This window comes from Propionivibrio sp. (genome assembly GCF_017995515.1).
In the GTDB taxonomy this organism is placed as follows: Bacteria; Pseudomonadota; Gammaproteobacteria; order Burkholderiales; family Rhodocyclaceae; genus Propionivibrio.
In genome coordinates this window covers 35,535-48,752 of the sequence record NZ_JAGOIT010000014.1, presented here as the reverse complement: position 1 = coordinate 48,752, position 13,218 = coordinate 35,535, and the positions used below count along the sequence as shown (strand labels likewise).

Here is a 13,218-nt window from a genome sequence, read left to right as displayed (position 1 = left end):
CGCTGAAAAAATCCGGCATCGCCAGCACGGTTCGTGCGGGACAATGGAATAATCTGGCGCTATCATCCTTCCGGTGCTCGTGAAGCAATTTCGGCTTGGCCGGAGGGGTCGGATGAAGGTTGGCGTACCGCAGTTTTTTTCCCGCATGGGCATTCGTGCCAAGCTGATCATCATCTTCGTCGCCATCAAGGTGGTGCCGCTGGTGCTGTTGGCGGGATATGCCTGGCAGGCGGCGCGCGGGCTGGGCGATGGGGTGTCGACGCGCGCGGTCGAGATGGCCGATGCCATGCGCGCCACCCAGCAGCAAACGGGAAAAATGGCGATCGAGGATTCGGTGCGCGCGCTGGACGAGCGCTCGCGCGAAGCCATCGAGGCGCTGACTACCGACATTGCCCGCCAGGTCGCCGGCTTTCTTTACGATCGCGATGGCGACGTCCTGCGCGCCGCAGCGATCGAACCCTCGGCATCCGCCTACGCCGACTTTCTCGCCAGCCACGTCCGGGTGCTCTACGAACACGGCAATTACGTGCCGACGCCGGACGGGACGGGCTGGATGCCGGAGCGTCCGTACAACGCCGACAATCCGGTCCGATCGCCGCTCGCAGATAACGCCAAGAATTTCCATACGCGTTCGGCCGAGAACTACGGGCAGCGCGTGTTGCGCCCCCTGTTCCTGGAAATGAGTTTCATCGACCTGAACGGTGTTGAGCAGGTCAAGGCGCAGCAGGGCGACCTTTTGCCTCCCGGACTGCGCGACATCAGCCGGCGTGAAAATACCTTCGCCAAGGCCGAAACCTACTGGTCCGGGGTGCAGAAACTCAAGGCCGGCGAAGTCTATGTTTCGGAAGTGATCGGTCCCTACGTCAAGACGCAGTGGATCGGTCCCTACACGAAGGCCAAGGCGGCGGAGCTGAAACGCGATTTCCGCCCCGAGGAGTCAGGCTATGCCGGACTGGAGAATCCGGTCGGCAAGCGCTTCCGTGGCATCGTGCGCTGGGCAACGCCGGTCGAGAAGGGCGGCCGGATCGTCGGCTACGTCACGCTGGCGCTCGACCACGCGCACCTGGCCGCATTCGTCAATGGCGTGCGTCCGACGACGGAGCGCTTCGCGCCGATCGCCGATCCGGGGTCGGGCAACTACGCCTTCATCTGGGATCACAAGAGTCGCTCGATCGTGCATCCGCGCGACTATTTCATCGCTGGTTACGATCCCGATACCGGCGAGCCGGCGGCGCCGTGGATGGACGGCGATCTGTGGGCCGAGTGGAACGCAAGCGGCAAATCCTGGTCGGCGTTCCGCGATGACGTACCAGCGTTTCGCGACCAATCTCTCCAGCGCAAGGCGGCACCGGAGTCGAGCGGTTCGGGCAGTGTCGGCCTCGATTGCCGCTATCTGAATTTCTCGCCGCAGTGCCACGGATGGGACGCACTCACCGAGCATGGCGGCTCCGGCTCGTTCGTGATCTTCTTCTCCGGGCTGTGGAAACTGACGACCGCGGCGGCGATTCCCTACTACACGGGGCAGTACGGCGCGACCAAACGCGGCTTCGGCTATGTGACGATCGGCGCCAACGTTGATGACTTTCACAAGGCCGCCACCGAATCCGGCAAGCGCATCGACGCGCTGATCGCCGCGGCGGACGAGAAGCTCAAGCGCGAGCGCGAGGGGCTGCTTGATTCGATCGGCGAGCACCTCGGCCGCACGGCATTCGGGCTGACCGCTTCGACGCTCATCATGATCGTCATCGTCATCGTCATTGCGATTGCCATGGCGGGCGTCCTGACCGGCCGCATTACGGAAATGACGCGCGCCATCCGGCGCTTCCAGAGCGGAGAACTCGGGCAGCGGTTGGTGGTGAAGGGCGAGGACGAGATGGCGGACCTGTCGAAATCGTTCAACCTGATGGCCGACGAAGTCCAGTTGTCCTTTTCGCGTCTCGAAGAGTCCCGGCGCGAGGCGCTGGAGGCCAACCGGATGAAGAGCGAGTTCCTGGCCAACATGTCGCATGAGCTGCGCACGCCGCTCAACGGCATCATGGGCTTTGCCGAGCTGCTCGAGAACGACTTGAACGATCCCGAGCAGCGCGAGTACGCCGAGATCATCCGCAAGAGCGGCCAGCATCTTGAAGTCCTCGTGACCGACGTCCTCGATCTGGCGAAGGTGGAAGCAGGGCGCATGCGCTTCAATTTCGAGGTCGTCGATCTGCCGGATCTGCTGCGCGCAGTGCAGGCCGGTCAGCGTGGTCATGCCATCAAGAAAGGCCTGTCCTTCGCTCTCGAAGACGGCGACCTCCCGTCGCAGGTGTATGCCGACGGCGCGCGTCTGCGGCAAGTCCTGCTTAATCTGAGCAACAATGCGTTGAAGTTCACGAGCAAGGGCGGGGTGGTCGTACGTGCGCGCCACGAAGACAATGGCCGCTCTGTACGTATCGAGGTTCAGGATACCGGACCGGGTATCCGGCATGAAGATCAGCAAATCATCTTCGAGCGTTTCCGCCAGGGCGAGAACTTCGTGACCCGGAGTCACGAGGGCACCGGCCTGGGCCTGGCGCTATCGGAGCAGCTGATCAAACATATGAACGGTCAGATTGGCGTGGCATCAAACCCGGGCGAGGGGGCCACTTTCTTCGTCGTCCTGCCCGCGTCCGGACCGGCAGCGTAGAACACGCGGAACGCATCGAACAACAGAATACGTGCAGAGATCAGACATGACGACAACAAGAACGCGACGCGCGCTGGTGGTAGACGACGTCCCTTCGAACCGCAAGCTGGCGCTTGTCTTCCTTGCCAAACTTGGCTGGGACGCCGTGGAGGTGGATGGCGGCAAGGCGGCGCTCGAATGGCTTGCCATCAACCCGGACGTCGATCTCATTCTGCTCGACATCAGCATGCCGGATCTCTGCGGCGAGGACGTCTGCCTGCGTCTGCGCGCCATCCCGCGCTTCGCGTCGCTGCCGATCGTCGCCTATACGGCGCACGCGCTCCCTGGCGATATTGACCGCTTTCTCGCGAATGGTTTCAGCGCCGTTCTCGTCAAGCCGATGTCGCTGCAGGGGCTTGGCGACCTGATTTCAAGGCTGGTGACGGACTGAACTGCGCACTTGTCGGCGCAGAGGGTCGAGCAACGACGACAAACCGTTGTGGTCGATCTCGTGCATCAGCGCCAGCAGGCGGCCGAGTTCGCCGGGTGGAAATCCTTCGCGGGCAAACCAGTTGAGGTAGTTGCCGGGCAAGTCGGCGATCACTCGCCCTTTGTATTTGCCGAACGGCATGGCCAAGGTAAGCAATCGTTGCAGGCTGTCTGAATCCATGCTCGGCCGGGTTTGCCTCGGGTTGGACGGCGGATTCGCCTATTTCTTGTCCATCGTTTCGATCGCGCGCCGCAGCTCCGCATCGAGCACGCCGGTGTCCGTGCCGTAGCAGCCGCCGACGACGGTGATTTCCTCGATTCCGGATGACACATCCCCCGATTGTCCAGCCTGGCTCACGCCGAAATGCTGCGCCTTCCACTTGGCGAGCATCAACTCCTGGTCGGTCAGGCCTGTCTGCATGCCCGGCGGGACGACTGCGCCCAACTCGATCAGTACCTTGACGACCTCGGGCTTCCCGCCACGCACGGCCATTGCCAGCGGTGAGGTCGGATCCAGGTTGTCGTCGAAATCGACCTTGGCGCCACGGATGCCCAACTCGCGCACGATCTCGGCGTGCCCCATGAAGCAGGCAATGGCCAGCGGCAAGCCCGGATCGCCCTGCCCGTCGTGCAGTTCGACCTCGGCACCGGCATCGAGCGCAGCGATGACTTCGGACAGTTTCCCCGTGCGAATTGCTTTGATCAGGTCAACGGTTTGGGGCACGACGAAATCTCCATGAGCGGCGGTAGCGGCGACATTTTACCAGCAGGCAATTGCCGGATATGTGCGGACGCGCGAGTCATTGTCTCGCCTGGTAGCTTGATGCGACGGCTTCGGCGACCTTGATGCCGTCGATTCCGGCCGACAGGATACCGCCGGCGTAACCGGCGCCTTCACCCGCCGGGAAGAGTCCCTTGACGTTGACGCTCTGGTAGTCCTCGCCGCGCGTGATGCGCAGCGGCGACGAGGTGCGCGTCTCGACCCCGGTCAGGAGCGCGTCGGGCAGGGCGAAGCCCCGGATCTGCCGGTCGAAGGCCGGGATGGCTTCGCGCATGGCGGCGATGGCAAAGTCCGGCAACGCTGTCGACAGGTCGGTCAGATGCACGCCGGGCTGGTACGACGGAATCACCGAACCCAGCTTGGTCGAGGGGCGTCCGGCGAGGAAGTCGCCGACGAGTTGTCCGGGCGCCTCGTAGTTGCCGCCGCCGAGCGTAAACGCGTGCGCTTCGAGGCTGCGCTGAAAGGCGATTCCGGCGAGCGGCGAGGGCGGATCGTTGGCGTCGCCGAAGTCTTCCGGCGCAATGTTGACGACGAGGCCGGCGTTGGCGTTGCGTTCGGCGCGCGAATACTGGCTCATGCCGTTGGTGACGACGCAGTTGGGTTCCGACGTGGCGGCGACGACCTGGCCGCCCGGACACATGCAGAAGCTATACACCGCGCGGCCGTTGCTGGCGTGATGGACGAGCTTGTAGTCGGCGGCGCCGAGCAGCGGGTTGCCGGCGTTGGGACCGAGGCGTGCCCGGTCGATCAATGACTGCGGGTGCTCGATGCGGAAACCGACGGCGAAAGGCTTGGCTTCCATGAACACACCCGTCGCATGCAGCATCTCGAAGGTGTCACGTGCGCTGTGGCCGAGGGCGAGGACGACCTGGCTGGCGGCGATTTCCTCTCCGCTCGCCAGCGTGACGCCGCGCACGTGCCCCTTATCGATGTGCAGCCCGGTGACGCGGCTCTCGAAGCGAATCTCGCCGCCGAGCGCGATGATCCCGGCGCGCATGCGCTCGACCATGCTGACCAGGCGGAAGGTGCCGATATGCGGATGCGCGACGTAGAGGATTTCCTCCGGCGCCCCGGCCTTGACGAACTCGGTCAGCACCTTGCGCCCGAGATGGCGCGGATCCTTCACCTGGCTGTAGAGTTTGCCGTCCGAAAAGGTGCCGGCGCCACCCTCGCCGAACTGCACGTTCGACTCCGGGTTCAGCTCGTTGTTGCGCCACAGTTTCCAGGTGTCCTTCGTGCGTTCGCGTACCGCCTTGCCGCGTTCCAGCACCAGCGGCTTGAAGCCCATTTGCGCCAGGACCAATGCGGCGAAGATGCCGGCCGGCCCGAAGCCGACGACGACCGGGCGTTGCTTCAGGTCGTTCGGCGCCTGAGCGACAAAGTGGTAGCTCGTGTCGGGACTAGGCTTGACGCGCGGATCGTCGGCGAATCGCGCGAGCACCGCCGCTTCGTCGTCGATCTCCAGATCGACCGTGTAGATGAAGAGCAGCGCATTCTTCTTGCGCGCGTCGTGGCTGCGCTTGAACACGGCGAGTTTGCGGATGGCCGTTTCGGCGATGCCCAGACGTCTGGCGACGGCGCTCGGCAGCGCCTCTGGCGGATGCTCTAGCGGCAGGCGAAGTTCGTTGATGCGGATCATCAGGCGTCCGCTCGCTGGCCGTAGCCAAAGCCGAATTTCTCGAGAATGACCGCCATCTCCTCGCGGTCGAGAATGAACGGCTGGCCAAGTTGGCAGGCGCGCCAGTACTGTTCGCAGAGGAGTTCGAGTTCAGTGCCGAGATACTCGGCGTGCGTCAGATCACGGCCGAAGACGAGCATCCCGTGGTTGGCCAGCAGACAGGCGTTGCGCTCGTGCATGGCCCTGAGCGCGTTGTCGGACAGCGCCTGCGTGCCGAAGGTCGCGTATTCGGCACAACGCAGCGTGTCACCGCCGAACAGCGCGATCATGTAGTGAAAGGCCGGGATGTCGCGGCGCAGGCAGGAGAGGCTGCTGGCGAAACGCGAGTGCGCGTGCAGCACGGCGCCGGCATCCGGATTCGCTTTATAGATGTCGAGGTGAAAACGCCATTCGGTCGATGGCTTGCGGCGGTTGTCGTGCAGCCCTTCGTAGTCGCCGTCCAGCGTGATGAAGACGATGTCGTCCGGTTTCAAGTCCTGATATGGGACGCTGGTCGGCGTGATGTGGAAACCGGCTTCACCCTCTTCGACAGTGCGCACGCTGAGATTGCCCGACGTGCCGTTGTTGAGGCCGCGTTCTGCAACATGGATGGCGGCGTCGATGAGTTGCTGGCGCAGGTCTGACATCTGATTCTCCGGATAGGCGAGGTGGCGTCGAGCACCGCGGCCATGCGCGGCGTCAACCTTCGAGAACCGCATTTTATCAGCCCGTCCGGGCGCGGAACGGGCTGTCCGGCAGGATCTGCCTCGTCAGGTAGCCAGCGCCTTGTGCTCCGCCTCGAGCCGCGCCATGAAGCGCTGGATCAGTGTCTCGTTGAGCGGCGATAGATTGACGAAACGGCAGCCGAGGTGCCAGAGCTTCCGCCCGGTGCGGCTTTCGATCGCGTCGATGTGGCGGACTTCGAGCGTGACGGCGAGAACGCCGCTGTCGTGCAGGTCGATCCAGCTGTTTTCCAGTTTCTCCAGCGGCTCGTAGTCGAGCGGCTGCGGCGAGTGGATGCCGACCCCGCCGACGGAAATATCGTGCAGCGGCAACGCCTTCTCCTGCGGCGTTCCGCGCCGGATGCGGCAGATGTAGGGTTTGGTCGACGGTAGTTGCAGCCGGAAATAATCGCGCCGTTGCAGGCGCAGCATGTTCGCCGGGATCGGTACAGCGAGGGCGGCATCGCCGTTCAACGTGACTTCGCCTCCCTTCTTCGCCGTAAACTGGATGCGCACGCCGTCGATGTGCGTCGTGAACGTGCTTTGCTCCGATTTGAGGAACGCCTGGTTCATCTCGTTGCTGCCGCCGATGTCGAAGTACAGCAATCCCTTGTCTTCGGCGACGCCGAGCAGAACAGTGAGAAAACTCTGCCGCCCTTCCTGGAAAAGAACGGTGACCCGGTCGCCGCGCTTGATCATCCCGCGCAGTTGAAAGATCACTTCACGTGGGCTGTGCAAGGTGCAGCGTTCAAGTTCCTCGTCGGAGTAAGTGTTGTCCATGATGTTGTTTTTGGTGCGAATTGCCGTCCCTGAAATTGCCGACATAGTAATGGCGATGCCCCTCGGGCGCCAGCGCGCTCGAGCATTTACCCCATCCCGTTACCTGATTGGCAACAAACGTCAGCAACGCGGATCGATCGCATCGGCTGAGGAGGTATTGAAACAGCCGCGATGAGCAATCGCTGATGAAGCGAATGCAAGTCGAAGCGTCGATTGAAGGGATAACTGAACGCCGCGAGATACCGAGCGGCGTACTTCTGAAAGTCGAAGGCATGGTAAGCGCCGGACAAACATAGCAAGAAGGAGCCAAAGTGGCAGACCCAGAGGCGATGGACGAAAGCTTTTAGTGGCCGGTTGCTGCCCGATACACTGTGCTCAGAATGATGCCACGCTGTTTCAGGTAGGGCGGCATGGGGCCGATTCTGCTTTCCGAACGTCACGCCTTCGGTAGCGATGTGCGATCACTGAATTCGATCAGCGCTTCGACCAGGCGAGCGGTCATCTCGAGATCCTCGATGCGCAGGCTTTCCATGCAGGTGTGCACGTCGGTCATCCCGATCGACAGGTCGACCGCCTTCATGCCGTGCCGGTTGAAGACATTGCAGTCGCTGCCGCCACCGGTCGAGGCGAGCGTCGGGGTGATGCCCAGACTTTGCATGGCTGCGACGCAATGGCGCACGACCGGTTCGTCGGCGTCGAGGCTGAAGGCGTGGTAGCTGCGTTCGATGGTGACTTCGGCCGTGGCGCCGAACTCGTGTGCGGCGTCTTCTAGGCACGCTTTCATGTGTGCGCCCTGCGCGTCGAGCTTTTCGTTGGTGAGGCTGCGCGCTTCGGCGGTGATTTCAACGCGGTCGGTGACGATGTTGGTAGCGCCGCCGCCGGAGATCTGGCCGAGGTTGGCGGTCGTTTCGTCGTCGATGCGCAGGAGTTTCATTCGCTCGATCGCGCGCGCGGCGACCTGGATGGCGCTGATGCCTGCTTCCGGCTTGAGGCCGGCGTGCGCGGAACGGCCGTGGATGACGGCGTGGATGGCGTCCTTGGCCGGGCCGCGCACGAGGATCTGGCCGATCGGCCCGTCGGCGTCGAGGATGAAGGCGCGCTTTGCCCGGATCTTGCTGTAGTCGAGCCCCATTGCGCCGTGCATGCCGACCTCCTCGCAGATGGTGAAGACGGCCTGAATCAGACCGTGCCGGACGCCGCGCTCGCGGATGCGCCGCACGCCTTCGAGGATGGCGGCGATGCCGGCCTTGTCGTCGCCGCCGAGAACGGTTGTTCCATCCGAGCGAATGACGCCGTCCTCGACGATCGGTGTCACGCCGATGCACGGGGTGACGGTGTCCATGTGGCAGGAGAGGACGAGCGGTTCGATGTCGGGATCGCCGGGTAGGGTGGCGATCAGGTTGCCGGTGTCGCCGCCGGCCAGCTCGCCTGCCGAGTCAAACTCGACGACGAAGCCGAGTGCCTCCAGTTCGGGTTTGAGGTAGGCAGCCAGGCGGCCCTCTTGTCGGGAGGGGCTGGCGATCTTCGCCATGGCCATGAATTGGTCGACGAGGCGCTGGGTGTTCTTGTTGGCGAGCATGAGCGTGGGGAGTCCTGATGTAGGGTCTTGCGGTGGTGGGGCGCTGGCTTGAGCGCACGACGAGTGCGTATTGTTTCTCAGGCGGGGACTTGCCGGCAACAGAACTTGCTTGCGGGGCAATCGCGTCAAATCCGAACCCCTCCCTGCCTCCCCTTGTCAGGGGAGGGGAAAACCATCGGATCATCGGCGATGTGATGGTTCTGCACCTACTCGCGCGCGACGCTTTTCGAGCTGACGAGCAGGACACCGCCGAGTACGAAGGCGGTGCCGGCCATCTGAGCCAGCGAGATCGGCTCGCCGAGCAGCGACCAGCTGAAGACGACGGTCAGCACCGGGCCGAGCGTGCCGATCAGGGCGGCGGTCGTCGAGCCGATATGGCGGATGGCGGCGGCCAGCATGAAGACGGGCAGGATGGTCGAGAACAGGGACATCGCGGCGGCGTAGGCGTAGACCGGAACGGGCTGTTGCAACGCCGATACCGGCTGCGTGAGCAGGAAATGCAGCAGGGTCGAGACCGTCGAAGCGAGGACGGCGAGTGCCGTGAAGCGCGCGGCGCCGAGGCGCTGGATCATCGGTGCGCTGCCCGACAGGTAGAGCGCGTACGAGATCGACGAGGCGAAGACGAAGAAGGCGCCGATCAACACCAGGCGCGTGTCGCTGCCGAATTGCAGGTCGTGCACGAAGGCCAACCCGATGCCGGCGTAGGAAAGGAGCAATGCGCCGACTTCGCGCGCACGGATCGCCTTGCCCATGAACAGCACGCCGATCAACAGCGTCAGCGTCGGGTAGGTGAAGATGATCAGCCGTTCGAGACCGGCCGAGATGTACTGCAAGCCGATGAAGTCGAAGACGCTCGCGCCGTAGTAGCCGAGCATGCCGAGCGCGGCGAGCGCCAGCCACTCGCGCAGGGTGAGCGGCGGCGTCGTTCGCTGAGTGCGCAGCGCCACCCAGACGAAGACCGGCAGTGCGAACAACATGCGCAGCGCGAGCAGCGTCACCGCGTCGACCGGCACCGCCTGCGGCACGGCGTAGGCGAGCTTGACGAGAATCGCCTTGAACGAAAAGCCGAGCGCCGAGATGATGGCGAACGTGACGCCGAGGCGTTGCGGCGACCAGCTGCGCATCACCGCTTACAGCTTCGGCACGACGCCGTACCTGGCAACCGTCTCCTTGATGGCTGCGAGGTCATCATCGGAAAAGAGCGTCGGATAACGACTCTCGCCGACGTCCTCCCCGAGCATGACCGTGGCCCGTTTCACGACCGCCGGCGAGAAACCGAGGTTGTATAGATCCTTGCGCAGTGCGGCGATGAAGTCCTGCGCCGCCTTCGACCTCTCGATGTTGCCGTCGCGGAAGTGTTTCCAGATCAGGCTCACGCCTTCCGGCGAGAAGTTCGCCAGCCCCGAAATGCAGGCCGAGCAGCCTTCGAGGAATCCCTGGTGCGCGAGATGATCCGGTCCGCTCAGCACGTCGAAGTCAGGCATGTCGCGCGCGGCGTCGAGGAAACCCTTGAGGCTCTCGTAGCTGCCGGCGCTGTCCTTGATGCCGACGATGTTCGGGTGTTCGGCGAGCTTGCGCGCCGTCGCCGGTTCGATCGTGTTGCCGGTGCGGCCGGGGATGTTGTAGAGGAAGACCGGGACCGGGACGGCGTCGGCGATTGCCGTGTAGTGGTAGATCAGCTCGTGCTGGCGCAATGGGACGAAGTAGGGCGTGATCACCGAGACGGCATCGACGCCGATGCTGGCCAGGCGCTTGCCGAGCTTGATCGTCGCTGCCGTCGAGATTTCGCCGATGTGGCCGACCACCGGCACGGCGCCGCTGACCTCGTCCACACAGGTTTCGGTGACCAGGATCTTCTCGTCGGTCGTCAATACAAAGAACTCGCCGTTGGTGCCGTTGCAGAAAATGCCGTTGCCGTGCTCCAGCTGGCGCCGTATCTGTCGCCGCAGCTTGACCGGGCTGACTTCGCCGTTGGCGTCGAACGGGGTCACGATGGCGGTGAGTACGCCCTGGATCGTCTTTTTCATGTCGGGCTTTCGTTGGTTGACGTTCGTTAATACGACGGGCGGCCCCTATTGCCGTTCGCCCTGAGCTTGTCGAAGGGAGGGCGTCCGCGCAGTGCGCCTGTTCATGATTCGACAAGCTCACCACGAACGGAGGATGGGGTATCGGTCATTTTTTTGCGGCTCTCAGTCGTCAGATCAGCTGCGTGTAGATCGCGCGGATGTCGGCCTTGCCCATCGGGCGCGGATTGTTGTCGAGCAGGCGGGTCACCTTTGCCGCGCCTTCGACCAGCGTTTCGAGGTCAGCGGCCGTGATGTTCCAGCGCTTGAGATCCGACGGGATTTGCAGGTCGCGGTTGAGTTCGAAGATCGCTTCGATGAACTTCTCGGTCGCTGCCTTGCTGTCTGCCGGATCGACGTCGAGTCCCATCGCCACCGCGACGTCGCGGAACTTGTCCTCGTTGCCGACGGCGTTGAAGCGCATGACGAAGGGCAGCAGGATCGCGTTGGAGACGCCGTGCGCGATGCGGTACTTGCCGCCGAGCGGATAAGCGAGCGCATGTACCGCCGTCGTCGACGAGGTGGCGATGCACATGCCGCCGTACATCGCGCCGAGCAGCATGTCGTGACGCGCATCGATGTCGGTGCCGGTTTTGAAGGCGCGGCGGATGCTGCGCGTGATCAGCGAGATCGCCTTGAGCGCGATCATTTCGCTGAACGGGTTGCCCTTCTTCGAGGTGTAGCACTCGATGGCGTGGCACAGCGCGTCCATCCCGGTCGAGGCGGTGATCGCTGGCGGCAGGCCGAGGGTCATCTTCGGGTCGAGGATGACGCAATCGGGCATCAGCTTCGGGCTGACGATGCCGACCTTGAGCTCGTCTTCGGGCACGAGAACGATGCTGTTCGGCGTCGTCTCCGAGCCAGTGCCGGCCGTCGTCGGGATCATCAGCGTGGGCAGTCCGCGCCGGGGAATCGGCGCCTTGTCGAGCAGTTCGCGCAACGTGACGTCGTTGTTGAGCAGCACGGCGGTGAGCTTGGCGACGTCCATCGCGCTGCCGCCGCCGATGCCGACGACCATGTCGCAGCCGGAGTTCTTCGCTGCCGTAACGATGGCGTTGGCCTGTTCGACTTCGGGTTCCGGCGGCGTGTCGTCGAGGATGGAAACGGCGATGCCGGCGGCTTCGAGCAACGCCTTCGGGCGATCGATCAGCCCCGCGCGGGCGACGCCCTTGTCGCTGATGATCAGCACGCGCGAGGCGCCGTAATCCTTCACGATGTCGGCGATCTGCTCGATGCTGTCCGGGCCGGCGACGATGCGGCCGGCGTTCAGAATGGAATAGGTGCTCATGGTGTTCTCCGTGGGCAAATGGGGCAATGAGTTACTGACGTTCGTGGCTATGACTGATAGTGCCTCACTACCGTTCGCCCTGAGTCTGTCGAAGGGCGAGATGTCTGCTCCGTGCGCCTGTTCATGCCCTTCGACCGGCTCAGGACAGGATTCGACAGGCTCACCACGAACGGTGGAAAGGTTGTCAGTTATTTTCTATGGACTGTGACTCCCGCTTCCTGCGCTGGCCTTCGAGTAGCTTCACCGCGTATTCGACGGCATCGACCAGGCTGTCGGCGTTGGCGATGCCCTTGCCGGCGATGTCGAAGGCGGTGCCGTGGTCGACCGAAGTACGCAGGATCGGCAGGCCGAGCGTGACGTTGACGCCGCTGATGGCGTGCCAGACGCCGGTTTTCTCGTCGACGTTGAAACCGAGCAGCTTGACCGGGATATGCCCCTGGTCGTGGAACATGGCGACGACGGCATCGAACTGCTGCGCACGCAGCTTGATGAACACTGTATCGCCCGGCACCGGGCCGGTGACGTCGTAGCCCTTATCGACGTACTCCTTGATGATCGGCGCGATGATCAGGTCGTCCTCCTTGCCGAGGATGCCGCCTTCGCCGGCGTGCGGGTTGAGCGCGGCGATCGCCAGGCGCGGCTTCTCGAAGCCCAGGCACTCGAGCGCGTCGAGCGTGACGTCGAAGACGCGGCGCAGGCGCGTCGGCGTGATGCGAGAAGGCACTTCGCCGATCGGGCAGTGCGTCGTCACGTGGCTGACGCGCATCGGGCCGTGCGCCAGCATCATCACCGCATCGCGCATGCCGGTGAGGTGGGCCAGCAATTCGGTATGACCTTCGAAGTGGTGGCCGGCAAGGTGCAGTGCTTCCTTCGACAAGGGGGCGGTGACGATGGTGTCGGCCTCGTCGGCCTGTACCATTTCGGCCGCGCGCTTGACCGCGCGATATGCCCATTCGCCGCCGGCCGCCGAGACCTTGCCGGTTTCAATCACGCCTTCGACCGGCCCGACGTCGATCATGCTCAGCGGCAGCGTCTCGCGCTTCAATCCGACTTGCACGCAGGCCTTGTCGAGTGCCTCGGCGCTGCCGATCACCATGAATTCGAGACGCCCGGCCGCGATCTCGTCGCGCATTTTGTCCGCAGTCTTCGCAATGATCTCGGGACCGATACCGGCGGGGTCGCCCATGGTCACTGCCAGTCGAATTGCCTTTTTCATGT

General features: G+C 63.6%; 12 protein-coding genes and 1 pseudogene. 2 read left to right on the top strand and 11 right to left on the bottom strand.

Annotated elements, in window-relative coordinates; genetic code table 11:
* Positions 1–112: 112 nt before the first annotated feature.
* Complete coding sequence (locus tag KBA32_RS03975; RefSeq protein ID WP_294355622.1) at positions 113–2,662, top strand: HAMP domain-containing sensor histidine kinase; 2,550 nt, start codon at positions 113–115, stop codon at positions 2,660–2,662.
* Positions 2,663–2,708: 46 nt separating this feature from the next.
* Entirely contained in the window at positions 2,709–3,092 is a 384-nt protein-coding gene (locus KBA32_RS03970; protein ID WP_294355619.1) for a response regulator, read from the top strand.
* Here the strand turns inward: KBA32_RS03970 and KBA32_RS03965 are convergent.
* The 11 genes and pseudogenes from KBA32_RS03965 to pdxA all read right to left on the bottom strand — a co-directional run.
* A complete protein-coding gene (locus KBA32_RS03965) occupies positions 3,072–3,311 on the bottom strand; it encodes a DUF3820 family protein (protein WP_294355615.1) in 240 nt (79 codons plus the stop codon). The two genes, KBA32_RS03970 and KBA32_RS03965, sit on opposite strands and share 21 nt — an antisense overlap.
* Positions 3,312–3,350: 39 nt before the next feature.
* On the bottom strand, positions 3,351–3,854 hold the full coding sequence (locus tag KBA32_RS03960; protein WP_294355612.1) for an ankyrin repeat domain-containing protein: 504 nt from the start codon (positions 3,852–3,854) through the stop codon (positions 3,351–3,353).
* Positions 3,855–3,930: 76 nt separating this feature from the next.
* The gene (locus KBA32_RS03955) at positions 3,931–5,550 is read right to left on the bottom strand and encodes an NAD(P)/FAD-dependent oxidoreductase (protein WP_294355609.1); all 1,620 of its coding nucleotides are present in this window, start codon (positions 5,548–5,550) and stop codon (positions 3,931–3,933) included.
* The gene (locus tag KBA32_RS03950) at positions 5,550–6,215 is read right to left on the bottom strand and encodes a class II aldolase/adducin family protein (protein WP_294355607.1); all 666 of its coding nucleotides are present in this window, start codon (positions 6,213–6,215) and stop codon (positions 5,550–5,552) included. Before KBA32_RS03950 ends, KBA32_RS03955 begins: the two co-directional genes overlap by 1 nt.
* A 123-nt stretch (positions 6,216–6,338) precedes the next feature.
* Positions 6,339–7,070, bottom strand: coding sequence for a flagellar brake protein (locus KBA32_RS03945; RefSeq protein ID WP_294355604.1), 732 nt, complete (start codon positions 7,068–7,070; stop codon positions 6,339–6,341).
* Positions 7,071–7,156: 86 nt separating this feature from the next.
* Positions 7,157–7,360, bottom strand: a pseudogene (locus KBA32_RS03940) (hypothetical protein); the annotation flags it as partial.
* Positions 7,361–7,506: 146 nt separating this feature from the next.
* On the bottom strand, positions 7,507–8,649 hold the full coding sequence (locus tag KBA32_RS03935) for a M20/M25/M40 family metallo-hydrolase (RefSeq protein ID WP_294355600.1): 1,143 nt from the start codon (positions 8,647–8,649) through the stop codon (positions 7,507–7,509).
* 206 nt (positions 8,650–8,855) lie between these two features.
* Positions 8,856–9,773, bottom strand: coding sequence for a DMT family transporter (locus KBA32_RS03930; RefSeq protein WP_294355597.1), 918 nt, complete (start codon positions 9,771–9,773; stop codon positions 8,856–8,858).
* A 6-nt stretch (positions 9,774–9,779) separates the two neighbouring features.
* Positions 9,780–10,676, bottom strand: a complete 897-nt coding sequence (locus tag KBA32_RS03925) for a dihydrodipicolinate synthase family protein (RefSeq protein ID WP_294355595.1) — start codon at positions 10,674–10,676, stop codon at positions 9,780–9,782.
* 169 nt (positions 10,677–10,845) lie between these two features.
* The gene (locus KBA32_RS03920; protein WP_294355592.1) at positions 10,846–12,000 is read right to left on the bottom strand and encodes an iron-containing alcohol dehydrogenase; all 1,155 of its coding nucleotides are present in this window, start codon (positions 11,998–12,000) and stop codon (positions 10,846–10,848) included.
* Positions 12,001–12,184: 184 nt separating this feature from the next.
* Positions 12,185–13,218: 4-hydroxythreonine-4-phosphate dehydrogenase PdxA (gene pdxA / locus KBA32_RS03915; protein WP_294355589.1), on the bottom strand; the 1,034-nt coding region annotated here is incomplete at its 5' end.